Consider the following 21,955-nt stretch of genomic DNA (forward strand, 5'->3'; position numbering starts at 1 on the left):
GCCTCTTTCAGGTGGTGCGGTGGTCGCCTGGACAACAAGTCCGGGCTGTTCTTCGAAGGACGAAGTCTGAGGTGGCCGGGGAGCCGTTACGCGGTACGGCCCCGGCGGGCGAGGAGTCGTACGACTCCGTCGCCGATGAGCTGGACGACGGTCACGATCAGGACCAGGACGACGACGGTGACCAGCATGAAGGTGGTGTCGAAGCGCTGGTATCCGTAGGTGACGGCCTTGGAGCCGAGGCCCTCGCCGCCGACCGCGCCGGCCATCGCGGAGTAGCCGATGAGCACGATGACCGTGGTGGTGACGCCGGAGACCAGCGAGGGCAGGGCCTGCGGGAGCAGCACCTTGCGGACGATGGTGGGGATGCCGCCGCCCATGGCCTGGACGGCCTCGACGAGCCCGTGGTCGACCTCGCGGATGGAGGTCTCGACGAGACGCGCGAAGAAGGGGACGGCCCCGATGGCGAGCGGCACGATCATCGCGGTCGGGCCGATGAAGGTGCCGACGACGAGGGTGGTGAACGGGATCAGGGCGATCAGCAGGATGATGAACGGCAGCGAACGCCCGATGTTCACGATCGCACCGACGACCTTGTTGACCGGCAGGTTCTGCAGCAGTCCGCCCTTGTCCGTGAGGACGAGGAGGATGCCGAGCGGCAGGCCGCCGAGCACGGTGACGACGGTGGCCCAGAGGACCATGTAGAGCGTGTCGACGGTGCCCTGCTCCAGCAGGGGCTGCATCTCGGACCAGGTCACTTGGCACCTTCCTTGACCAGTGCGGTCGCGGCCGCGGCCGGCGCCGCCGCGTCTTCTTCCACGACCTCGACCTGGAGGCCCTGTTCGCGCAGGAAGCCGACCGGGACGACGTTGTCCTCGTACCGTCCGGGCAGCTCGATCCGCATCCGGCCGATCTGCCGGCCGCCGACGGTGTCCATCGCCGCGCCGAGGATCGAGATGTCGATGTTGTAGGTGCGGGAGAGCTGGGAGATGACCGGCTGGGTCGCGGACTCGCCGTGGAAGGTGACGTCGACGACCGTGCGGTCGGGTCCCGTGGCGGCGCCGCTGACCGGGAAGAGCTCGGCCGCCAGCTGGGAGCCGGGGGTGGCGAGCAGTCCGGCGACGGTGCCGGACTCGACGACGCGGCCGTGCTGCATCAGCGCGGCGGAGTCGCAGATCGTCTTCACGACGTCCATCTCGTGCGTGATGAGCAGGACGGTCAGGCCGAGCTGCTGGTTGAGGTCGCGGAGGAGCTGGAGGATGGAGCGGGTCGTCTCCGGGTCGAGGGCGCTGGTGGCCTCGTCGGAGAGGAGGACCTTGGGCTTGCCGGCCAGGGCGCGGGCGATGCCGACGCGCTGCTTCTGACCGCCGGAGAGCTGGCCGGGGAAGGCCTTGGCCTTGTCGGCGAGGCCGACCAGGTCGAGGAGTTCGAGGGCGCGGCGGGAGCGCTCGGCGCCGGAGACGCCGAGGATCTCCAGGGGAAGTTCGATGTTGTCCTTGACCGTGCGGGAGGACAGCAGGTTGAAGTGCTGGAAGACCATGCCGATGCTGCTGCGCGCCCGGCGCAGGTCCTTGCCCGCGCGGCGGCCCTTCCCGGCGAGGGCGGTGAGGTCGACGCCGTCGACGGTCACGGTGCCGGAGGTGGGGCGCTCCAGGAGGTTGACGCAGCGGATGAGCGAGGACTTGCCGGCGCCGCTCTGGCCGATCACGCCGAACACCTCGCCCTCACGGACGTGGAGGTCGACGCCGTCCAGAGCGGTGACCTGCCGGCCGCGCGACTCGTAGACCTTGGTCAGGCCCGAAGTGGTGATCACAGGGGTTTTCCGTCACTGTCGAGTGCGCGACGCGGGGTCCGTCACGCACGGGGCATTCGTCTTCGGACAGTCGGGCGCACGGGAGCCGGTCCGGCGGGTGGCCGGGCATCGGCGGTGCGCCGGGGCGGGCACGGTCCACCGCCTCGCGGCGGGAGGAACGGCACAGCCGTCGGGTCTCGCTTCGGGGCGCGAGACGCAGGCGGGGGCCCTCAGAAGGCGCACATTCGACACATACAACGAGCACCGGGCGTCGTGATCGCCTCGGTCGCAAGGGTGCGGCTGCTCGTCGTGGTCATGTCTGCAAGTAAAGCATGCGCAGTCGCTGACGATCGGAGACTGTCCGAATAGCGGACGTCACTGAGACATCATGCGGACAGTGCGGACTGCCCGGGGGGCGAGCGCATCGGGCCTTATCGACCGTAATACCCTCGGGCGCATGCTTGACGTCCTGACGGTCGCGGTCTCCGTGGCCGCGCTCGCCCTCGCCGCCTGGTGCGGCTTCGCCGCCTTCCGCGACCAGCCGACCAAGGACTGGCACTTCATCGGCATGGCCGTGGTGACCTTCCTCGTCCTGGTCCAGATGATCGTCGGGATCGTGCAGCTGGTACGCGGCGAGAAGGCCGAGGAGGGCGCGACGATCTTCGTCGCCTATCTCGTCGGAGCGCTGTGCGCGGTGCCCATCGCCGGGTTCATGTCGCTCGCGGAGCGCAGCCGGTGGGGTTCGGCCACGGTGGCCGCGGGCGCGGTCGTCCTGGCCGTGCTCGAAGTGCGTCTCCACGACATCTGGACGGTGGGCTGACCATGACCGCGACACAGGAGAAGGCGGGACGGGGCGCGAGGACCCGGCTCGTCACGGGCCCCGGCATCCTGCTCGTCTGGCTGTACGGCGTGATGTCGGTCGGCGCGGTCTCCCGCTCGATCTACCAGATCGCCACGGAGTTCGACCGGGCGCCGCTCGCGTACGCCCTGTCGGCGGTGGCGGCCGTCGTCTACGCCTTCATCACCTACACGCTGGTACGCGGTGGGGAGACGGCCCGCAGGGCGGCGCTGGTGTGCTGCGCCGCCGAGCTCGCGGGCGTAGTGGTCGTCGGGACCTGGACGCTGGCCGACCCGTCCGCCTTCCCGGACGCGACGGTCTGGTCGGACTACGGCTACGGCTACCTGTTCATCCCGGTGCTGCTGCCGCTGACCGGCATCTGGTGGCTGCGCCGGTCGCGCGCCCTGCCGACCGCCTGAGTCAGGCGGCCTTCTCCAGGGTCACCAGGGTGAGCCTGGGGCCGACCTCGCGGGTGGCGACCTGCGCGTACCCCTTGCTGCGGTAGAGGCGCAGATTGCCCTCGCTGCGGTGGCCGGTGAAGAGCTGGAAGCGCTTGGGCGACGGAGCCGGCTGGACGGCGGTCTCGGCGAAGTGGCGCTCGATGCCGTCGAGGAGCCGCCCGCCGAGTCCGTGCCGCCGCATGCGCGGGTGGACGATGAGCTTGGCGATCCGTACCGTGCCGTCCTCGTCGAGGCGGGCGCGTACGGAGGCGACGATCTCGTCACCGAGCCGGGCCACCAGGCCGGACCCCTCGTCCAGTTCGGCGCGCAGCTCGTCGAGCGACTGGGTGAGCGGTTCGATAGACCAGTCGCCGTACAGCTCCGCCTCGCTCTGGTAGCAGAGGTACTGCAGCTTCAGGATGTGCTCCGCGTCCCGCGCGTCCGCTGCTGAGATGGTCACGCTCAGGCCCATGTGTGCACGCCTCCCGCTCATCTGGTCGATCATCGGTTTACCGCACCCTTCCCCTTCGGCCGGGACCGGGAACCTCCGCAGCCAGCATTCTGCGCAGGCATCCCAGGCAACGGGAACGCATCGGCCCCAGACTGCCCTGTGAGATACCCAACTCTCCTGCGATTTCCCGGTAGGTGAGGTCCTCGGGGGCGAGCATCGCGGTCAGCACCCGGGGGCAGCGGCCGGGCGTCCGGGTGACGGCGGCGCGCAGGGTACGGCGGCCCTCCGCGTCGAGCAGGGAGCGTTCCGGGGAGCCTTCGGGCCCCGAGCCGCCGGGATCCTGGGCGGGCTCGTCGCGGTAGGGGCGTTCGCGGTCGCTGGTCCTGCGGGCGCGGCGGGCCTCGGCGCGGACGGCCCGGCGCAGCCACTCGGCGGGGCGCTCGGGGGCGGCCCCCGTCTCCTGGAGCTGCTCCAGGAGACGGAGCCAGACGGCCTGTTCGAGGTCGCTCGGTTCGACGCCGGCGGCCGGCGCCTCGGCGTCCGACTCGGCGGCGAGCAGCGGGGCGAGGGCGGCGAGGAGCTCGGGGTGGGTGTCGGGGTGGCGTGGGGGGTGGGTCTCGGGGTGGGTCTCGGGGTGGGTTTCGGGGGTGGTCATGTTCCGCACGATGCCGGGGTACGCGGGCGTGGTTGCGGTACGGGGCGTAAACCACCCGGGAGGAGGTCGTGCGGGCCCGGTCGCCGGGCCCGCACGCGGTCGGTCCGGCTCCGCGATCAGTCGCGGCCGGTGAGGTCCGCGGCGCCGAGCAGCGCGGTGTCCGGGTTGTCGGAGAAGATCCCGTCGATCCCCGTCTCCAGGTACCGCTTGAGGGCCCCGAAGGAGTCGCCGTACGCCGCCGGGTCCGTACCGCGGCGGAAGTCCGCGGGCAGGAAGGCGTTCTCGTTGCGGTGGGTGTACGGGTGGAGGATCAGGCCCTCGGCGTGCGCGTCGCGGACCAGGGTGGTCGGGTCGCCGAGGCGGCCGCTCGCGTCCTTGGGGATCACCAGGTCGAGCGTGGGGCCGATGCCCTTCGCGTACGAGGCGATCCAGCGCAGGCCCTTGGGGGTGACCAGGTCGGCGACGGTGCGCGGGTCCCCGGCCTGGACGAAGTCCCAGGGGCGGCTGGTCGCGCCGGAGAGCAGGACCACGCCGGGCGAGTCCACCAGCTTCGCGAGCCGCTGGATGCTGCTCGGCTCGAAGGACTGGAGGAAGACCGGGGAGTTCGCGCGGTGGCGGCCGTACCGGCGCAGGAGCCTGGCGAGCCGCTCTTCGAGGCCGAGGCCGAGCGAGCGGAAGTACGTGGGGTGCTTGGTCTCGACGTGGAGCCAGATCTCGCGGCCCCGGCGGCGGCCCTCGTCCTCGGCCCAGCGCAGCACCTCCTCGAAGGTGGGCACCGTCCAGCGGCCGTCGTAGAGGGTGTTCTCCTGGCGGGTGCCCGGGATGCGCTCCTTGGCCCGCAGGGTCTTGAGCTCGGCCAGCGTGAAGTCCTCGGTGAACCAGCCGGTGTAGGAGGTGCCGTCGACGCTCTTGGTGGTCTTCCGGGACGCGAACTCGGGGTGGTCGGCGACGTCGGTGGTGCCGGTGATGTCGTTCTCGTGGCGGCAGACGAGGTGCCCGTCCTTGGTGGGGACGAGGTCCTGCTCGATGACGTGGGCGCCGAGGTCGAGAGCCAGCTGGTAGGAGCCGAGGGTGTGCTCGGGGCGGTAGCCGCTGGCGCCGCGGTGGGCGATGACGGTGGGGACGGGGAGGGAACGGTAGCCGCGGCCGTGTCCGTGCGCCGCACCGGCGCTCCGCGACTCGGCGGCCTGCGCCGCGCCCGTACCGGCCGCGAGGGCCGAGGCGCCGAGGACGGTGGCGCCCGCCGCTCCGAGAACCGTGCGCCGGGCCGGGATCCGGCGTTCGCCCTGGGTCATGAGGTGTCCTCCTATGTCATGTCCCGCACGTGTCGACGGGTGCCCCCGACGCTAGGCACCAACCCCCTCCACCCGGCAGACCTCCGCCGAACATGGCGGAAACACACGTCAACACTGCGTATCCACTCGGTGAACCCGATGTGCGCGCGGAGGTGACCCGCGAGTATCGTCGCCAGCTGCACCGTCAGCTCGGCTGACCCGCATCCCACCGGAGGAACCGTTGTCCCGTCTCGCGATCATCAAGGCAGTGCTCGGGCCGGTCATGCGCCTGATGTTCCGCCCCCGCGTGGAGGGCGTCGAGAACATTCCGGGGACCGGCCCCGTCATCCTCGCGGGGAACCACCTCACCTTCATCGACTCGATGATCATGCCGATCTGCCTGGACCGTCCGGTCTACTTCATCGGCAAGGACGAGTACGTGACGGGCAAGGGCGTCAAGGGCCGGGCGATGGCCTGGTTCTTCACGAGCGTCGGCATGATCCCGGTGGACCGGGACGGCGGCCGCGGCGGTGTGGCGGCGCTGATGACCGGCCGCCGGGTCCTCGAGGAGGGCAACGTCTTCTCGATCTACCCGGAGGGCACCCGCTCCCCCGACGGCCGTCTCTACCGGGGCCGTACGGGCATCGCGCGGCTCACCCTGATGACGGGCGCGCCGGTGGTGCCGTTCGCGATGATCGGCACCGACAAGATCCAGCCGGGCGGGGCGGGCTTCCCGCGTCCTGGCCGGGTGACGGTCCGCTTCGGCGAGGCGATGGAGTTCTCGCGGTACGACGGGATGGACCGCGACCGCTATGTGCTGCGGGCGGTGACGGACTCGGTGATGGCCGAGGTGATGCGGCTCTCGGGCCAGGAGTACGTGGACATGTACGCCACGAAGGCGAAGGCCGCGTAACCGGAACAGAACGTGACCGTGCCCCGTACAGCCGAGCTGTACGGGGCACGGTCGTCCTGGCGGGCCGTCAGTGCTCGACGCCGTCCTCCAGCTTCTGGCCCCTGAGCAGGAACCAGGCCGCGACCGCCGTCGCGAGGAGGACCACCGCGCCGACGCCGGCCGCGATCCGCAGACCCTCGACGAACGCCTCCTGTGCGGCCGACACCAGGGCCGTCGCCGTGTCCGGGGCGAGGGCGCCGGAGGCCTCGACCGCGCCGCCGAGCGACTCGTGGGCGGCGGACGCGACGCCGGAGGGGACACCGGCGGGGGTGGCGAAGCCCCGGTAGACGCCGGTCACGATGGAGCCGAGGACGGCGATGCCGAGCGCGGCGCCCAGTTCGTACGCGGTCTCGGAGACGGCGGAGGCGGATCCGGCCTGTTCCTTCGGGACGCTGGAGAGGATCACGTCGGCGGTGACGGTGAAGGCGAACCCGGCGCCCACACCGACGACGAGCAGGGCGGCTCCGAGCAGCGGGTAGCCGGTGTGCTGGTCCAGCGTCGTCAGGACGGCGAGGGAGAGGCCGACCGCCGCGAGCCCGCCGGCCACCACGGCCCGTACGGAGAAGCGGCGGGCCACCATGCCCGCGATCAGACCGGCCGTGACGGCGCCGACTGCGGCGGGCAGTTCGGCGAGTCCGGCCTCAAGGGGTTGACGGCCCTGGACCAGTTGGAAGAACTGGGACAGGAAGAACACCAGGCCGGAGAGGCCGAGGATGGTCAGCAGGTCGGCGAGGACGGCGCCGGAGAAGCCGCGGTGGCGGAAGAGGCGCATGTCCAGGACCGGCGTGGGCAGGGTCAGCTGCCTGCGGACGAACCAGGTCAGGGCGGCGGCGCCGGCGAGGGCGGCGAGGCCGGCGTCGAGGGACGGGCCGTGGGAGGCCAGTTCCTTGATCGCGTAGACCAGGCCGATCATGCCGACGAGGGAGAGCGCGACGCTGGGCAGGTCCCAGGGGCCGGGGTTCGGGTTCTTCGACTCGGGGATGAGCTTGATCCCGACGAGGACGAGGACGGCCATGACGGGCAGGTTGATGAGGAAGACCGAGCCCCACCAGAAGTGCTCCAGGAGGAACCCGCCGACGACCGGCCCGACGGCGGCGCCGGCCGAGGCCATGGCACCCCAGATGCCGATGGCGAGGCTGCGCTCGCGCGGGTCGTGGAAGAGGTTGCGGATGAGCGCCAGGGTGGACGGCATCAGGGTCGCGCCGGCGACGCCGAGCAGCGCGCGGGCCACGATCATCATCTCGGGGCTGGTCGCGTAGGCGTTCAGGACGGAGACGGCGCCGAAGGCGGTGGCGCCGATCAGGAGCAGCTTCTTGCGGCCGATGCGGTCGCCGAGGCTGCCCATCGAGACCAGGAGTCCGGCGATGACGAAGGAGTAGACGTCACCGATCCAGAGGAGCTGGTTGCCGGTGGGCTCCAGGTCCTCGGAGAGGAACGGGGTGGCGAGTCCGAGCACGGTGGCGTCGACCGCCACGAGGAGGACGGCCAGGACGAGTACGGAGAGGGCGAGCCACCGGCCGGGGCGGCGCACGCCCTCGGTATGGCCCGCGGTCCTGAAGGTACTGGTGGTCACTTCTCCACGCTCCTGCGCGCTCCGCCGAGCATCAGCTCGGCGATCATGTACTGGAAATCCTTGGCGGCGACCCGGCCGTCCTGGACGGCCCAGGCGCCGGAACCGACGAGCCCGTAGAAGGCCTCGGTGAGCCAGGCGGGGGTCAGGTCGATCCGGAAGACGCCGTTCTCCTGGCCGCGCCGGAACAGCGCGGAGACCCGGGCGTCGAGGCAGGCCCAGCCTTCGTTGACCTGGTCGCCCTCGAAGAGCTGGTTCTCGGTGACGAGGAACGACAGCAGGGGTGCGACGGGCTCCACCTCGGCGACGAGCCGGCGTACGGCCTCGTCCTCGGGCCCTTCGTCGAGCCCGGCCCGGTCGAGGGCCGCCTCCAGCTCCCGCAGCCCGAGCTCTTCGAGCGCCCGCACCAGGGCGTCCCGCCCGGCGAACTGCCGGTGCAGGGTGGCCCGCCCGATCCCGGCGGCCCGCGCGACCTCGTCCATGGTGGCGGTCGCCTTGCGGGTGAGCAGGGCGGCGGCGGCGCGGAGCACCTGGGTGCGATCGACTGACATGAGACAACCATACACCGCATGAGACATTAATGTCTCACTCTGGGGGCTGAAAAAGACGCCGCCGCCCTCCCGTGGCGGAGGGCGGCGGCGCCGCGGCGCCCATGCCGGCCGTAGGCGCGGCGGCGGGCGCGAGGGTCGTACGGCCTACTTCTTGGCCTCGGCCCAGGCGTGCTGGATGACCAGGTCGGCCTTGACCTCCACCAGCTGGGTGGCGACCGCCGAGGGGGCGGTGCCGCCCCGGCCGTCGCGGGAGGCGAGGGCGCCCGGGACGTTGAGGACCGTGCGGACCTCCGGGGTGAGGTGCTCGGAGATCTTGGCGAACTGCTCGTCCGTGAGCTCGTCCAGCTCCTTGCCCTCCGACTCGGCGACCTTCACGCACTCGCCGGCCACCTCGTGCGCCACCCGGAACGGCACGCCCTGCCTGACCAGCCATTCCGCGATGTCCGTGGCGAGCGAGAAGCCGGCCGGGGCCAGCTCCTCCATGCGCTCGCGGTGGACGGTCAGCGTGGCCATCATGCCGGTGAAGGCGGGCAGCAGGACCTCCAGCTGGTCGCAGGAGTCGAAGACCGGCTCCTTGTCCTCCTGGAGGTCCCGGTTGTAGGCGAGCGGCAGGGCCTTGAGGGTGGCGAGCAGGCCGCTGAGGTTGCCGATGAGACGACCCGACTTGCCTCGGGCCAGCTCGGCGATGTCCGGGTTCTTCTTCTGCGGCATGATCGACGAGCCGGTCGAGAAGGCGTCGTGCAGGGTCACGAAGGAGAACTCCTTCGTGTTCCAGATGATGATCTCCTCCGCGATCCGGGAGAGGTTGATCCCGATCATCGCGGTGATGAAGGCGAACTCGGCGACGAAGTCACGGGAGGCCGTGCCGTCGATCGAGTTGCCGACCGAGCCGCGCTCGAAGCCCAGGTCCTTGGCGACCGCCTCCGGGTCGAGCCCGAGCGAGGAGCCCGCGAGGGCGCCGGAGCCGTACGGGGAGACCGCCGTCCGGGTGTCCCACTGCCGCAGCCGCTCGGCGTCCCGGGAGAGGGACTGGGCGTGGGCCAGGACGTGGTGGGCGAAGAGCACGGGCTGGGCGTGCTGGAGGTGCGTACGGCCGGGCATGGCGACGTCCGGGTGCGCCTCGGCGAGGCCGACCAGGGCGTCCTGGAGGTCGGCGACGAGGCCGCCGATGATCCGGGCGTGGTCGCGCAGGTACATCCGGAAGAGGGTGGCGACCTGGTCGTTCCGGGACCGGCCGGCGCGCAGCTTGCCGCCGAGGTCCGGGCCGAGGCGCTCCAGGAGGCCCCGCTCCAGGGCGGTGTGGACGTCCTCGTCGGCGATGGTGCCGACGAAGGAGCCGTCGGCGACGTCGGCCTCCAGGAGGTCGAGGCCGGCGAGCATGCGGGTCAGCTCGTCCTCGGTGAGCAGCCCGGCCTTGTGCAGCACGCGCGCGTGGGCCCGGGAGCCGGCGATGTCGTAGGGCGCGAGCCGCCAGTCGAAGTGGACCGACGCGGACAGCTTCGCCAGGGCCTCGGCGGGGCCGTCGGCGAACCGTCCACCCCAGAGCCGGACGTCACCGTTGTTGCTGCTCACAGCTGCTGCTCCTCACGTTGCATCCACTTCCATGCATGAGTATGCAGACAAGCGCATGTTTCGTCAATCGGGGCTCGGGGGGAGCGGAATATTCGCAGGTGGAGGCCGTGTCGCGGCAATACAGTCCGGCGCATGACCACTCACGACCTCCTCCCCACGGAGTACTACTCCCCCGAAGAACGACTGCTCCACGGCAAGGGTGTCGCCTCGGCCGTGGGAGCGGGGCGCGCGGAGGACTGGGTGGAGCTCGACCAGAGCGTCGCCGTCAACACGTGGAGTCCGGAGAGGCGCTGGAGGAGGCGCGGCGAGCTCCGGGTCGGCTTCCACTGGTTCGACATGCGCGAGATCGCCGACTGGGACACGGCCCCGCACTGGCACGGACCCGCGGCGGGGACGGAGACCGAGGACGGCTCCTGCTCGCCTTCGTGGCGTCCGCCGCTCACCGAGTCCGAGCTCGCGCTGGGCCTCTGCCACGAGGACCCGCGGCTCCGCCTCGCCGCGCTCGGACTCGCGGCGGACGGCGGCCTGCCCGCCTCCGTCCTGCCCTTCGTCCTGATCCGGTGCGCCGACACGGACGGGGCGGTCCGGGAGCTCGCACGGTCGGTCATCGGGCCCGCGCTGGCGGGTGCCGACGACACGGTCGTACGGGGACTGGCGCCGCTCGCGCTGCTGCTCGGCCCGCGGCGGTACGGCGACATGCCCCGGGACCTGGTCCTTTCGCGGACCGGCGGAACACCCCCGGAGGCGGTGGCCGAGCTGTTGGCCGGTCGGCAGCGGGAGACCCGTATCGCAGGACTGAGGAGCGGCGCGGAGGCCGGGAGCGGTCCCCTCGGCGTGGCGGAGGCGTTCGCCGTCGCCGAGGGGGACCCCGACTTCGGCGTCCGCGAGCACGCCGTGCGGGCCGCGGTACGGATCGCGGTCCGGGCGGCGGCCGAGGGGAACGGACGGGTCCACGAGGAGGCGCGGGCCCGGTTGCTCACGTTCTTCCAGGCCTGCCGGGACGTGGGCGTCGGTCACGCCTCGCTGACCGCCGCCCAGGATGCGGGGCTCGTGCGCCCCGAGGACCTGGCGCGGTCGGCCGTCCTCCACCCCGAGCCGGCCCTCCGGCGACGCTGCCTCGCCGTCCTCCTCGCCGGACCCGAGGGGGATCTCCACCTGGACCTGCTGCTGACCGCGCGCGACGCGGTCGTACGGGCGGCGGCCGTCGAGCGGCTGCGGCCCGCGGGACGTGGCGGTGAGCTCGTCCGGCACCTGACGGACGGGCAGGCACGGGTGCGCGCGGTGGCCTGCCGCGAGCTGCGGGCGGCGGGCGGCGACCCGCACGCGTACTACCGGGAGCTGTGCGCCGACCCGGCCGCCGTCACCCCGGCCGCGGTCACCGGGCTCGCCGAGGAGCGGAGCCCCGAGGACGTCCCGCTGCTGCGCTCGCTCGTCCGTCACGCCCACGGACCCGTACGGGCGCGGGCGCTCGCCGCGCTGCGGATGCTGGGCGCCCTCCCCGGGGACGGACCGGCACCGTTCGCGGACGACCCCGACCCGTCGGTGCGGTCCACCGTCCTGAGCGCGGTACGGGACTCCCCCGACGCCCTGCGCCTGCTGCTCACCCTCCCGTACGGGGACATGAGGGCCGCGGCGCTGGCCCGGCTGGCGTCCGACCACGGGCTCGACTGGCGGGAGGCCCTGCCGTTCCTCGACGACCCGGCGCCCGAGGTGGCACGGGCGGCGACGGACGCGCTGCGGCGGAGGGGCGACGACATCCCCGTCCCCCTGCTGCTCGACCTCGCGACCCCGGCGCGTCCACGCGCCCGGCGCGCCGCCGGGCTGGCGCTGATCAGGCGGCACGGCGGGCCCGAGTCGCTGCTCGCCGGCCTGCGTCTCGCCGACGATCCCGATCCCACCGTGCGGGACGCGGCACGCCGCGAGGCCGTGTGGGGGCTGCGCCGGCTGGAGGAGGAGGTCGGAGGCACGTACGGCGACGAGATCCGGCTGCTCGTCGAGCGCCACGCCGCCGAACTCCCCCGCTGGTACCAGGACATACGCCGGCGGCAGCGGGCGGAACGGGGCCGCTGAGGCCTGGAGCCGGTGGGTGGGAGTGCCCGGTGGGTCGCGCCCGCCCACCGGTACGGCCGCGCCTGAAAGAATGCGGACCATGGGAAAAACATACGAACGCATTGACGGGCGGCTCCGTGCCTTCATCGAGGAGCAGCCGGTGTACTTCACCGCCACCGCTCCGCTCTCCGGCGACGGGCACGTCAATCTCTCTCCCAAGGGGCGCCGCGGAACCCTCGTGGTGCTCGACGAACTGACCCTCGCCTACGTCGACTTCGGCGGGAGCAGCGCCGAGACGATCGCGCATCTGCGGGAGCCGGGCAACGGGCGGATCACCCTCATGTGGACCGCGTTCTCCGGGCCGCCGACGGTCGTCCGGGTGCACGGGACCGGGGAGGCCGTGCTGCGGGACGACCCGCGGTGGGGGGAGTTGTTCGCGCGGTTCCCGGCAGAGGCCGTGGAGGGGCAGGGCAGCGCGCGGGCGATCGTCCTGGTGCACGCGCGGCGGGTCAGCGACTCCTGCGGTTTCGCCGTCCCGCTGATGGAGTACCAGGAGGAACGGTCGTTGCACGCCGAGTACTTCAACCGGAAGACGGACGACGAGTTCAACGCGTACTGCATGCGCAAGGAGCTCATCGCGACCAGCCTCGACGGGCTGCCCGCGCTGCCGCTGCCCCTGCCGCCGCAGCCGGAGCCGGAGTCTCAGCCGGTGTCGCAGTCTCAGCCGGTGCCGCAGCCGGCGCCGCTGCCCGCCGGTTAGCCCCGCGCGGCGCTGACCCCGCCTGCCGGACGCACATCGGCGTCGGCAAGCGGGGTCGCCCCGGTGAGCCCCGGGCTACTTCTGCGCGAGCTTCAGCAGGTGGTCGGCGAGTGCCTGGCCGCCCGCCGGGTCGCGGCTGATGAGCAGCAGGGTGTCGTCACCCGCGATCGTGCCGAGGATCGCGTGGAGTTCGGCCTGGTCGATGGCCGACGCGAGGAACTGGGCGGCGCCCGGCGGGGTCCGCAGGACCACCAGGTTGGCGGACGCCTCGGCGGCGATCAGCAGTTCGCCGGAGAGGCGCCGCATCCGCTCCTCCTTGGCGGACTCGCCCAGCGGGGCCTGCGGGGTGCGGAATCCGCCCTCGCTCGGCACCGCGTAGATCAACTCACCGCCGGTGTTGCGGATCTTCACCGCGCCCAGCTCGTCGAGGTCGCGGGAGAGCGTCGCCTGGGTGACGCTCAGTCCGTCGTCGCTGAGGAGCTTGGCGAGCTGGCTCTGCGAGCGCACCGGCTGCCGGTTGAGGATGTCGACGATCCTGCGGTGGCGTGCGGTACGGGTCTGCGGAACGGACGGCCCGCCGTGCTCGTTTTCCTGCGCGTCGGTCATCGTCGTCTCATTCTCCGGTTCGTCCTTGCCCGTTCGCCACGTCGAGGACCCCGGGCAGGGCCCGGAGGAAGGCGTCCGCCTCGGCGTCGGTGAGGACCAGCGGAGGCATGATCCGTACGACATCGGGGGCGGGCGCGTTCACCAGGAGGCCGGCGTCCTGAGCCGCCTGCTGCACCTGGGGTGCGAGGGACTCCGTGAGCACGATACCCAGGAGGAGGCCGGCCCCACGGACGTGGGAGACCAGCGGGTGCCCCAGACCCTCGATTCCCTGCCGGAGCCGCTCCCCGACCGCCTTCACGTGGTCGAGGGCCGCGTCGGCGCCGAGGGTGTCGAGGACGGCGAGGCCGGCGGCGCAGGCGACCGGGTTGCCGCCGAAGGTGGTGCCGTGGTGGCCGGGCGTGAAGAGGTCGGCGGCGGGGCCGAAGGCGACGGTCGCGCCGAGCGGGAGGCCGCCGCCGAGGCCCTTGGCGAGGGTGACGACATCCGGCTCCACGCCCTCGTGGGCCTGGTACTCGAACCAGTGGCCGCAGCGGCCGACACCGGTCTGCACCTCGTCGAGGACGAGGAGGGTGCCGGTGGCGCGGGTGATCTCCCGGGCTGCCTTGAGGTAGCCGGGGGGCGGCACGACGACGCCGTTCTCGCCCTGGATCGGCTCGATGACCACGAGGGCGGTGTCCTCGGTGACCGCGGCGCGCAGCGCCTCCGTGTCGCCGTACGGGACGTGGGTGACGTCGCCGGGCAGCGGCAGGAACGGGGTCTGCTTGCCGGGCTGGCCGGTGAGCGCCAGGGCGCCCATGGTCCGGCCGTGGAAGCCGCCCTCGGTGGCGACCATGTGGGACCTGCCGGTGAGCCGGCCGAGCTTGAACGCGGCCTCGTTGGCCTCGGCGCCCGAGTTGCAGAAGAAGACCTTGCCGGGCCGGCCGAAGAGGGCGAGGAGCCTCTCGGCGAGGGCGACGGGCGGCTCGGCGACGAAGAGGTTGGAGACGTGGCCGAGGCTCTGGATCTGCCGGGTGACGGCCTCGACGATCGCCGGGTGGCCGTGGCCGAGGGCGTTGACGGCGATGCCGCCGACGAAGTCCAGGTACGCGTTCCCGTCGGCGTCCCAGACCGTGGCGCCCTCGCCGCGGACGAGCGGCAGCCGGGGGGTGCCGTAGTTGTCCATGAGCGAGCCCTGCCACCGCTGGGTCAGCTGCTCGTTGTCGGTGCCGCTCATCGGTCCCCCTGTCCGTCCGGCACGACCATCGTGCCGATGCCCTCGTCGGTGAAGATCTCCAGCAGGATCGAGTGCTGGACCCGGCCGTCGATCACACGGGCCGTGGTGACCCCGTTCCGTACGGCGTGCAGGCAGCCCTCCATCTTGGGGACCATGCCGCTGGAGAGCTCGGGCAGCAGCTTCTCCAGCTGGCTCGCGGTGAGCCGGCTGATGACCTCGTCGCTGTTCGGCCAGTCCTCGTAGAGGCCTTCGACGTCGGTCAGGACCATCAGCGTCTCGGCGCCAAGCGCCGCAGCGAGTGCCGCAGCCGCCGTATCAGCATTGACGTTGTAGACATGTCCGTCGTCCTGGGAACGGGCGATGGAGGAGATGACCGGGATCCGGCCGTCCTCCAGGAGCGCCTGGATGGCGCCGGTGTCGATGGCGGTGATCTCACCGACCCGGCCGATGTCGACCTGCTCGCCGGCGATGACCGGCCGGTGCTTGGTCGCGGTGATGGTGTGGGCGTCCTCGCCGGTGAGGCCGACGGCGAGCGGGCCGTGCTGGTTGAGGAGCCCGACGAGCTCGCGCTGGACCTGGCCGGCGAGGACCATCCGTACGACGTCCATGGCGTCCTCGGTGGTGACCCGCAGGCCGGCCTTGAACTCGCTGACGATGCCGTGCCGGTCGAGGGCGGCGCTGATCTGGGGGCCGCCGCCGTGCACGACGACCGGCTTGAGGCCGGCCTGGCGCAGGAAGACGACGTCCTGGGCGAAGGCGGCCTTGAGCTCCTCGTCGATCATGGCGTTGCCGCCGAACTTGATGACGACGGTCTTCCCGTTGTGCCGGGTCAGCCAGGGCAGGGCCTCGATGAGGATCTGCGCCTTGGGGAGGGCCTTGTGCTTGCGGGTCGTGCTCTCGGCCGGTGTGCCCGCGGGCTTCTCGGGGTCGCTCATGACGAGTACGCGCTGTTCTCGTGGACGTAGTCGGCGGTCAGGTCGTTCGCCCAGATGACGGCGGACTCGGAGCCGGCGGCGAGGTCGGCGGTGATGGTGACCTCGCGGTAGCGCATGTCGACGAGGTCGCGGTCCTCGCCCACGGAGCCGTTCTTGCACACCCACACGCCGTTGATGGCGACGTTGAGCTCGTCGGGCTCGAAGGCCGCCCGCGTGGTGCCGATGGCGGAGAGCACCCGGCCCCAGTTGGGGTCCTCGCCGTGGATGGCGCACTTGAGGAGGTTGTTACGGGCGATGGAACGGCCCACCTCGACGGCGTCGTCCTCGGTGGCCGCGTTGACCACCTCGATGCGGATGTCCTTGCTGGCGCCCTCGGCGTCGCCGATCAGCTGGCGGGCGAGGTCGTCGCAGACCTCCCGTACGGCCTCGGTGAACGCGTCCTGCGCGGGGGTGACGCCGGAGGCGCCGGAGGCGAGGAGGAGGACGGTGTCGTTGGTGGACATGCAGCCGTCGGAGTCGACCCGGTCGAAGGTGACGCGGGTGGCGCCACGGAGCGCGCTGTCGAGGCCCTCGGCGTCGACGTCGGCGTCGGTGGTGAGGACGACGAGCATGGTGGCGAGGCCCGGGGCGAGCATGCCGGCGCCCTTCGCCATGCCGCCGACCGTCCAGCCGCCGTCCGCCCCGTCCTTCTTGGTGACCACGGAGGTCTTGTGGACGGTGTCGGTGGTCTTGATGGCGATGGCGGCCTTCTCGCCGCCGTGCTCGGAGAGTTCGGCCGCGGCCTTCTCGACGCCGGGGAGGAGCTTGTCCATGGGGAGCAGGAGGCCGATGAGGCCGGTGGAGGCGACGGCGACCTCGCCGGCGCCGACGTCGGCGCCCTGCGCGCTCAGGACCTCGGCGACCTTCTCCGCGGTGGCGTGGGTGTCCTGGAAGCCCTTCGGTCCGGTGCAGGCGTTGGCGCCGCCGGAGTTGAGGACGACGGCGGTCAGCTCGCCGTCGGCGAGGACCTGCTGGGACCAGACGACGGGGGCGGCCTTGACGCGGTTGGAGGTGAAGACTCCCGCGGCGGCGCGGCGGGGCCCGGTGTTGACCACGAGGGCCAGGTCCGGGTTGCCGTTCTGCTTGATCCCGGCGGCGATGCCCGCCGCCGTGAATCCCTTCGCTGCGGTCACGCTCACGGCGCAACTCCAATCGTGGAAAGTCCGGTGTCCTCGGGGAGGCCCAGGGCGATGTTCATGCTCTGCACCGCGCCGCCGGCGGTGCCCTTGGTGAGGTTGTCGATGGCGCTGATGGCGATGATCCGGTTCGCCGCCGCGTCGTACGTGACCTGTACCTGAACGGCGTTGGAACCGTAGACGGACGCCGTCGCCGGCCACTGGCCCTCGGGGAGCAGGTGGACGAACGGCTCGTCCGCGAAGGCCTTCTCGTAGGCGGCCCGTACGGTCTCGGCGGTGACGCCCGGCTTCGCGGCGGCGGTGCAGGTGGCGAGGATGCCGCGGGGCATCGGCGCCAGGGTCGGCGTGAAGGAGACGGTGACCCGCTCCCCCGCCGGTCCGCTGAGGTTCTGGATCATCTCGGGGGTGTGCCGGTGGCCGCCGCCGACGCCGTACGGCGACATGCTGCCCATGACCTCGCTGCCGAGGAGGTGGGGCTTGGCAGCCTTGCCCGCGCCGGAGGTGCCGGAGGCGGCGACGATCACGGCCTCGGGCTCGGCGAGCCCGTTCGCGTACGCCGGGAAGAGGGCGAGCGAGACGGCGGTGGGGTAGCAGCCGGGCACCGCGACGCGCTTGGACCCTTCGAGGGCGGCACGGGCACCCGGGAGTTCGGGGAGCCCGTAGGGCCAGGTCCCGGCGTGCGGGGAGCCGTAGTACGTCTCCCAGTCGGCGGGCTCCACGAGCCGGAAGTCGGCGCCCATGTCGACGACGAGGACGTCAGGTCCGAGCTGCTCGGCGACGGCGGCGGACTGTCCGTGCGGCAGGGCGAGGAAGACCACGTCATGCCGACGGCCCTGCCCGGCGAGCTCGTCGGCGGTGGTGGGCACGAGGACGCGGTCGGCGAGCGGCAGCAGATGGGGCTGGAGCGCCCCGAGCCGCTGACCGGCGTTGGAGTGGCCCGTCAGGGCGCCGATCTCCACGTGGGGGTGGGCGAGGAGCAGGCGCAGGAGCTCACCGCCCGCGTATCCGCTCGCACCCGCCACTGCTACTCGTACCGTCATCGGAAACCCTCCTCATGGATGGCATGACTATACGTCTCGCCGCACTTTTATGCAACGAGGTCTCGGGCGGCCAGGGGGGCGGGGAGCGCCCAGCCCGGCGTCCAGGTGTGGGCGGCGTCGGGGCCGGTCGGTGTCGCCGGGGTCGTGGCGAGGTGGGAACGGAGGGCGGCGAGGGCCGGGTGGGGGTTGTCGCGGTGCCAGAGGAGCGAGTGCGGGTACACCGGCGTCGGGTCGGTCACCGGGATGCGGCGCAGACCGTGGCCCGCGGGCCAGACGAGGCGGGTCTGCTCCCCCATGAAGGTGGCCAGGGCCGGGGTGTCGGCGACGGTGTCGAGGAGCGCGTCGGAGCCGAAGTTGGGGCCGGTCGCCTCGATGGTGAGCCCGAACTGGGCGACGAGGTCGTCGTAGTAGGCGGCCCACTCGGTGCCGGGAACGATGCCGGGCATCCAGATCCGGTGCCCGGCGAGCCGAGCGAGCGGTACCGAGCGGGCGCCCGCGAGCGCGTGGGCGGGGCCGGTGAGGAGCTGAAGGGGCTCGTCGAGCACCCGTACGGACCGGATGCCGTCGGGAAGGGGACGGCCGGGCGGGGCGACAGCGCGGAAGGACGCGTCGATCTCCCCGGACCTGAGCGCGGCGACGGCCCTCTCGATGTCCCACAGCATCACCACGTCGAGTTCGATCTCGGGGTGGGCGCGGTGGAAAGCGCGCATCAGGCCCGACGGGGCGACGCGTGAGGCGATGACGTCGACGCGCAGCGGACGGTGGCCGGGGCGCACGGACGCGGCCGCACGCTCGGCGGCACGCAGCAGCTCGCGCGCGTGGGGCAGGAACGCCTGCCCGTCGATGGTGAGCTCGGCGCCGCGCGCGGTGCGGGTGAACAGTCGCACGCCGAGGTCGCGCTCCAGTGCGGCGATCCGCTTGGAGACCGCCTGCTGGGTGATCGCAAGCTCGGCGGCGGCCTCCCGGAACTGCCCGGCGTCGGCAGCGGCGGCGAACGTCCGGACGGCGTCGAGGTCCATGCCGCCAGCCTAGCCGTGAGCCAGGGCGTACAACCTGTGGTTGTGGGTGAGTGGGTCGGGAGTTGTTTGATCCTTGGGCATGAGGTCGCTTTGATGCTGCCGGTTGCTGCTTTTCGACGATGGCGGCGGGCTGGTTTCGGTCGCGGATCGGTTGTGCCGGTGGGGGGCGAGGGGGGTCGGGCATGAGGCACGGTCGCCGGACGGGGGCGGGGTGGGGGGCGCGGTGGGGGCGGCTGCTCGGAGGGCGGCTGGGGGCGCGGTTCGGGTGGCTCTGGGGCGCGTACGGGACGAGCGCGCTCGGCACCTGGCTGGCCTTCGGCGCGTTCCCGCTGATCGCCGTCCAGGTGCTGGGCGCCGGACCGGCCGAGGTCGCCGCGCTCTCCTCCGCGGGGGCCGCGGTGGGGGCGGCCGTGGCGGTGCCGCTCGGCCCGTGGGTGGAGTTCCGCCGCAAACGGCCGGTGCTGATCGCGATGGACCTGGTGCGGTTCGCGGCGCTGCTGACGATCCCCGCCGCGTACGCGCTCGGCGTGCTCACCTTCCTCCAGCTCCTGCTGGTCTCGGTCGTCGTCGCGGCGGGCGACATCACCTTCCGCGCGGCCTCCGGCGCGTACCTGAAGACGCTGCTGCCGGCCGAGGACCTGCTCGTCGCCCACGCCCGGTTCGAGTCCACGGCCTGGACGACCACGATCATCGGCCCGCCGCTGGGCGGCGTGGCGATCGGGCTCCTCGGCCCGGTGGCGACGGTGGTGGCCGACGCGGTCAGCTACCTGCTCTCCGCGCTGGGCATCCGCGCGATGGGCGGGCAGGAGCCGCCGCCCGAGCCCCGGAAGGCCGCGCGGATGCGGGCCGGGGACCTGCTCGACGGTTGGCGGTACATCCTCGCCGACGCGATGCTGCGTCCCCTGTTCCTCAACACCGCCGTGTTCAACGGCCTGGTGATGGCCGTCCAGCCGCTCCTTGCCGTCCTGATGCTCGGCCGGCTGGGGTTCGCGCCGTGGCAGTACGGCCTCGCCTTCGCCGTGCCCTCCATCGGCGGGCTGCTCGGGGCGCGGCTGGCCCGGCCGCTGGCCACCCGGTTCGGGCAGCGCCGGGTCCTGATCGCGGCCGGGAGCACGCGCGCGCTGTGGCCCCTCGGCCTGGTCTTCCTGGGGCCGGGGACGGGAGGGCTGCTGCTCGTGATGGGCGTGGAGTTCGGGCTCATCTTCTGCTGCGCGGTCTTCAATCCCGTCTCCGCCACCTACCGCCTGGAGCGCACCGCGTCCGACCGGGTCGCCCGGACGTTGTCCGCCTGGGCGGTGTCGACCAAGGCCTCGACCGCGCTCCTGACCGCCGTCTGGGGCGTGCTGGGCGGCCTGCTCGGCCCGCGGACGGCGATCGGCCTGGCGGGCGTACTCCTGCTTGCGACCCCCCTGCTTCTCCCTCGGCGCTCGCATATTCCTTGACAGGAATATTCTCGGTGGAGAATACTTGCCCGCATGGACGCAGACTCACTCCTCGCCGCACTGGCCGACCCGGCCCGCTGGCGCCTCGTACGCCTCCTGGCCGAGCGGCCCCGCCCGGTCGGCGTCCTCGCCACGCTCGCCGGGGCGCGGCAGCCGCAGACGACCAAACATCTGCAGACGCTCGAACGGGCCGGGGTCGTCACCTCCCAGCGGACCGGACAGCGCCGTGTCTACGCCCTCCGGTCCGCCCCCCTGCGGGACCTCGCGGCCGCGCTCGCCCTGATCGCGGACACCGCCGACCATGCCGGCGGATCGCGCGAGACCTACGAGCGTCACGGCCTCAGCCTGGACACCGAGAGGCTCGCCGCGGTGGAGCCCGGGTGGGCCGACGGCCGGTCGTTCCGGTTCCACCGGTCACTGGCCGGGCGCCCCGAGCTGACCTGGCGCCATCTGACCGAGACCCCCCTGCTCGCCCGGTGGTGGACGCCCGACGAACTCCGGGTCTCCGAGCTCGTCTTCGAGCCGCACCCCGGCGGACGGATCCTCCTGGAGTACCGCGACGCCGAGGACACCGACGGCTCCGACCCGGTCGCCGGACGCGGGGAAGGCGTCGTCGACGAGGCCCGCCCCGGTGAGCGGCTCACCTATCGGCTCTCCCCTCGGCTCCCCGACGACAGCCCGGCCTTCACCGCCCACGTCGACTTCAGCCTGCGGCCCACCGACGCGGGCACGGACCTCGACGTCCACTACCGGATCGACGACAGCGCCGTCGGCTCCGCCGACTTCGTCGCGGGCATCGAGATCGGCTTCGGCCAGTGCCTCGACAAGCTCGCCGACGCCGTCAGCACCACCCCTGGCAGCACGGACCCCAGCCCCACTCCCGCCGAAGGAAAGTAGGTACACCGCCATGGCCCTCCCGACCGGACGCAAGGTGACCGCCAACATCGCCCTCACCCTCGACGGGCGCCTCCACGGCCCCGGCGGACCCGGCGACATGGCGGCGATCGTCCGTTACGCGACCACCGAGGTCGCCCGCGACCACCTCGACCGCATCTGGGCGGACGCGACGACGGCACTCCTCGGCCGTGTCAACGCCGAGGGGTTCCTGGCGTACTGGCCGACGGTCGCCGCCGACGAGAGCGCCGACCCGCGCGACCGCGGATACGCGAAGTGGCTCGTCGACACCGAGAAGGTGGTCCTGTCGAGCACCTTGACCGAAGCCCCCTGGGAACGCGCCCGCGTGGTGGACGCACCGGCCACCGATGTCGTCGCCGAGCTGAGAGCGGCCGACGGGGGCGACATCCTGGTCAACAGCAGCCCGAGCGTCATCCAGGCGCTTCTCGCCGCGGACGCGATCGACCGGCTGTACCTGCTGATCTGCCCGGAGATCGCCGGGGGCGGCCGGCGCCTGTTCGAGAACGGCCTGCCCGGCACACGGTGGAAGCCCACCCACCAGGAGGCCGGCGAGCTGGGTGAGATCGCCATGGTCTACGACCGCGTCCGGTGATCCGGCCGCAGGGCACCGCGCGCATCAGGGAGCGGACCCTCGCACGGGTGCCGGACGCGGCGGATCCGGGCCGTCCACCGACACCCCTTTGCATGACCATGCGCGATGATGCATACT

General features: G+C 72.4%; 22 protein-coding genes. 8 read left to right on the plus strand and 14 right to left on the minus strand.

The window, feature by feature from the left end; all coding sequences use genetic code 11:
* Positions 1-86: 86 nt before the first annotated feature.
* Complete coding sequence (locus ABT034_RS18325; protein ID WP_351216298.1) at positions 87-755, minus strand: methionine ABC transporter permease; 669 nt, start codon at positions 753-755, stop codon at positions 87-89.
* Positions 752-1,810, minus strand: coding sequence for a methionine ABC transporter ATP-binding protein (locus tag ABT034_RS18330; protein ID WP_351216300.1), 1,059 nt, complete (start codon positions 1,808-1,810; stop codon positions 752-754). Before ABT034_RS18330 ends, ABT034_RS18325 begins: the two co-directional genes overlap by 4 nt.
* 436 nt (positions 1,811-2,246) lie before the next feature.
* On the opposite strand from ABT034_RS18330, the gene ABT034_RS18335 reads away from it, so the two are divergent.
* Positions 2,247-2,609: a hypothetical protein gene (locus tag ABT034_RS18335; RefSeq protein ID WP_351216301.1), complete on the plus strand. Its 363-nt coding sequence runs from the start codon at positions 2,247-2,249 to the stop codon at positions 2,607-2,609.
* A 2-nt stretch (positions 2,610-2,611) separates the two neighbouring features.
* A complete protein-coding gene (locus tag ABT034_RS18340) occupies positions 2,612-3,046 on the plus strand; it encodes a hypothetical protein (protein ID WP_351216303.1) in 435 nt (144 codons plus the stop codon).
* A 1-nt stretch (position 3,047) separates the two neighbouring features.
* Here ABT034_RS18340 and ABT034_RS18345 read toward each other — a convergent pair whose 3' ends face one another.
* The 3 genes from ABT034_RS18345 to ABT034_RS18355 all read right to left on the minus strand — a co-directional run bounded on the left by ABT034_RS18345 (position 3,048) and on the right by ABT034_RS18355 (position 5,468).
* Positions 3,048-3,539 (minus strand): GNAT family N-acetyltransferase, encoded by a 492-nt coding sequence (locus tag ABT034_RS18345; protein ID WP_351216366.1) that lies wholly within the window; start codon positions 3,537-3,539, stop codon positions 3,048-3,050.
* A 37-nt stretch (positions 3,540-3,576) separates the two neighbouring features.
* The gene (locus ABT034_RS18350) at positions 3,577-4,173 is read right to left on the minus strand and encodes a sigma-70 family RNA polymerase sigma factor (RefSeq protein ID WP_351216305.1); all 597 of its coding nucleotides are present in this window, start codon (positions 4,171-4,173) and stop codon (positions 3,577-3,579) included.
* 116 nt (positions 4,174-4,289) lie between these two features.
* The gene (locus tag ABT034_RS18355; RefSeq protein WP_351216307.1) at positions 4,290-5,468 is read right to left on the minus strand and encodes a glycerophosphodiester phosphodiesterase; all 1,179 of its coding nucleotides are present in this window, start codon (positions 5,466-5,468) and stop codon (positions 4,290-4,292) included.
* 220 nt (positions 5,469-5,688) lie between these two features.
* Between ABT034_RS18355 and ABT034_RS18360 the strand changes: the two genes are divergently transcribed.
* A complete protein-coding gene (locus ABT034_RS18360; RefSeq protein ID WP_351216308.1) occupies positions 5,689-6,360 on the plus strand; it encodes a lysophospholipid acyltransferase family protein in 672 nt (223 codons plus the stop codon).
* A gap of 67 nt (positions 6,361-6,427) precedes the next feature.
* On the opposite strand, the gene ABT034_RS18365 is transcribed toward ABT034_RS18360, so the two are convergent.
* From ABT034_RS18365 to argH, 3 genes are all read right to left on the minus strand, one after another.
* The gene (locus ABT034_RS18365) at positions 6,428-7,972 is read right to left on the minus strand and encodes an MFS transporter (protein ID WP_351216310.1); all 1,545 of its coding nucleotides are present in this window, start codon (positions 7,970-7,972) and stop codon (positions 6,428-6,430) included.
* Complete coding sequence (locus ABT034_RS18370) at positions 7,969-8,520, minus strand: TetR/AcrR family transcriptional regulator (protein WP_351216312.1); 552 nt, start codon at positions 8,518-8,520, stop codon at positions 7,969-7,971. Before ABT034_RS18370 ends, ABT034_RS18365 begins: the two co-directional genes overlap by 4 nt.
* 144 nt (positions 8,521-8,664) lie before the next feature.
* Positions 8,665-10,092, minus strand: coding sequence for an argininosuccinate lyase (argH, locus tag ABT034_RS18375; protein WP_351216314.1), 1,428 nt, complete (start codon positions 10,090-10,092; stop codon positions 8,665-8,667).
* Between the two features lie 132 nt (positions 10,093-10,224).
* On the opposite strand from argH, the gene ABT034_RS18380 reads away from it, so the two are divergent.
* Both ABT034_RS18380 and ABT034_RS18385 read left to right on the plus strand, forming a co-directional pair.
* Positions 10,225-12,162: a HEAT repeat domain-containing protein gene (locus tag ABT034_RS18380; RefSeq protein WP_351216316.1), complete on the plus strand. Its 1,938-nt coding sequence runs from the start codon at positions 10,225-10,227 to the stop codon at positions 12,160-12,162.
* Between the two features lie 79 nt (positions 12,163-12,241).
* The gene (locus ABT034_RS18385; protein ID WP_351216318.1) at positions 12,242-12,901 is read left to right on the plus strand and encodes a pyridoxamine 5'-phosphate oxidase family protein; all 660 of its coding nucleotides are present in this window, start codon (positions 12,242-12,244) and stop codon (positions 12,899-12,901) included.
* Between the two features lie 75 nt (positions 12,902-12,976).
* Here the strand turns inward: ABT034_RS18385 and ABT034_RS18390 are convergent, their stop codons facing one another.
* Genes ABT034_RS18390 through ABT034_RS18415 form a run of 6 tightly spaced genes read right to left on the minus strand, consistent with a single transcriptional unit; the run spans position 12,977 to position 18,889 of the window.
* Positions 12,977-13,507: an arginine repressor gene (locus ABT034_RS18390; RefSeq protein WP_351216320.1), complete on the minus strand. Its 531-nt coding sequence runs from the start codon at positions 13,505-13,507 to the stop codon at positions 12,977-12,979.
* A gap of 7 nt (positions 13,508-13,514) precedes the next feature.
* Positions 13,515-14,720 carry an acetylornithine transaminase gene (locus ABT034_RS18395; RefSeq protein WP_351216322.1) on the minus strand — a complete coding sequence of 402 codons (1,206 nt, stop codon included), beginning with the start codon at positions 14,718-14,720 and terminating at the stop codon, positions 13,515-13,517.
* The gene (argB, locus tag ABT034_RS18400; RefSeq protein ID WP_351216324.1) at positions 14,717-15,655 is read right to left on the minus strand and encodes an acetylglutamate kinase; all 939 of its coding nucleotides are present in this window, start codon (positions 15,653-15,655) and stop codon (positions 14,717-14,719) included. The genes ABT034_RS18395 and argB overlap by 4 nt, the downstream gene beginning before the upstream one ends.
* Positions 15,652-16,833 (minus strand): bifunctional glutamate N-acetyltransferase/amino-acid acetyltransferase ArgJ, encoded by a 1,182-nt coding sequence (gene argJ / locus ABT034_RS18405; protein WP_351216325.1) that lies wholly within the window; start codon positions 16,831-16,833, stop codon positions 15,652-15,654. The genes argB and argJ overlap by 4 nt, the downstream gene beginning before the upstream one ends.
* Complete coding sequence (argC, locus tag ABT034_RS18410; RefSeq protein ID WP_351216327.1) at positions 16,830-17,870, minus strand: N-acetyl-gamma-glutamyl-phosphate reductase; 1,041 nt, start codon at positions 17,868-17,870, stop codon at positions 16,830-16,832. Before argC ends, argJ begins: the two co-directional genes overlap by 4 nt.
* A 47-nt stretch (positions 17,871-17,917) precedes the next feature.
* On the minus strand, positions 17,918-18,889 hold the full coding sequence (locus ABT034_RS18415) for a LysR family transcriptional regulator (protein ID WP_351216329.1): 972 nt from the start codon (positions 18,887-18,889) through the stop codon (positions 17,918-17,920).
* Between the two features lie 182 nt (positions 18,890-19,071).
* Here ABT034_RS18415 and ABT034_RS18420 point away from each other — a divergent pair, with 182 nt between their 5' ends.
* The 3 genes from ABT034_RS18420 to ABT034_RS18430 are packed head-to-tail and all read left to right on the plus strand — an operon-like array spanning position 19,072 to position 21,838.
* The gene (locus ABT034_RS18420; protein ID WP_351216331.1) at positions 19,072-20,331 is read left to right on the plus strand and encodes an MFS transporter; all 1,260 of its coding nucleotides are present in this window, start codon (positions 19,072-19,074) and stop codon (positions 20,329-20,331) included.
* Between the two features lie 33 nt (positions 20,332-20,364).
* Positions 20,365-21,228, plus strand: coding sequence for a metalloregulator ArsR/SmtB family transcription factor (locus tag ABT034_RS18425; protein ID WP_351216333.1), 864 nt, complete (start codon positions 20,365-20,367; stop codon positions 21,226-21,228).
* 10 nt (positions 21,229-21,238) lie between these two features.
* Positions 21,239-21,838, plus strand: a complete 600-nt coding sequence (locus tag ABT034_RS18430; protein ID WP_351216335.1) for a dihydrofolate reductase family protein — start codon at positions 21,239-21,241, stop codon at positions 21,836-21,838.
* Positions 21,839-21,955: the final 117 nt, after the last annotated feature.

It is taken from the genome of Streptomyces sp. NPDC002773 (genome assembly GCF_040295605.1).
Taxonomy (GTDB): domain Bacteria; phylum Actinomycetota; class Actinomycetes; order Streptomycetales; family Streptomycetaceae; genus Streptomyces.

Coding starts and splice junctions, on each gene's coding strand:
- ABT034_RS18335 (WP_351216301.1), top strand. CDS start 2,247: ATGCTTGACGTCCTGACGGTCGCGGTCTCCGTGGCCGCGCTCGCCCTC.
- ABT034_RS18340 (WP_351216303.1), top strand. CDS start 2,612: ATGACCGCGACACAGGAGAAGGCGGGACGGGGCGCGAGGACCCGGCTC.
- ABT034_RS18345 (WP_351216366.1), bottom strand. CDS start 3,539: ATGGGCCTGAGCGTGACCATCTCAGCAGCGGACGCGCGGGACGCGGAG.
- ABT034_RS18350 (WP_351216305.1), bottom strand. CDS start 4,173: ATGACCACCCCCGAAACCCACCCCGAGACCCACCCCGAGACCCACCCC.
- ABT034_RS18355 (WP_351216307.1), bottom strand. CDS start 5,468: ATGACCCAGGGCGAACGCCGGATCCCGGCCCGGCGCACGGTTCTCGGA.
- ABT034_RS18370 (WP_351216312.1), bottom strand. CDS start 8,520: ATGTCAGTCGATCGCACCCAGGTGCTCCGCGCCGCCGCCGCCCTGCTC.
- ABT034_RS18380 (WP_351216316.1), top strand. CDS start 10,225: ATGACCACTCACGACCTCCTCCCCACGGAGTACTACTCCCCCGAAGAA.
- ABT034_RS18385 (WP_351216318.1), top strand. CDS start 12,242: ATGGGAAAAACATACGAACGCATTGACGGGCGGCTCCGTGCCTTCATC.
- ABT034_RS18390 (WP_351216320.1), bottom strand. CDS start 13,507: ATGACCGACGCGCAGGAAAACGAGCACGGCGGGCCGTCCGTTCCGCAG.
- ABT034_RS18395 (WP_351216322.1), bottom strand. CDS start 14,720: ATGAGCGGCACCGACAACGAGCAGCTGACCCAGCGGTGGCAGGGCTCG.
- argB (WP_351216324.1), bottom strand. CDS start 15,655: ATGAGCGACCCCGAGAAGCCCGCGGGCACACCGGCCGAGAGCACGACC.
- argC (WP_351216327.1), bottom strand. CDS start 17,870: ATGACGGTACGAGTAGCAGTGGCGGGTGCGAGCGGATACGCGGGCGGT.
- ABT034_RS18415 (WP_351216329.1), bottom strand. CDS start 18,889: ATGGACCTCGACGCCGTCCGGACGTTCGCCGCCGCTGCCGACGCCGGG.
- ABT034_RS18420 (WP_351216331.1), top strand. CDS start 19,072: ATGAGGCACGGTCGCCGGACGGGGGCGGGGTGGGGGGCGCGGTGGGGG.
- ABT034_RS18425 (WP_351216333.1), top strand. CDS start 20,365: ATGGACGCAGACTCACTCCTCGCCGCACTGGCCGACCCGGCCCGCTGG.
- ABT034_RS18430 (WP_351216335.1), top strand. CDS start 21,239: ATGGCCCTCCCGACCGGACGCAAGGTGACCGCCAACATCGCCCTCACC.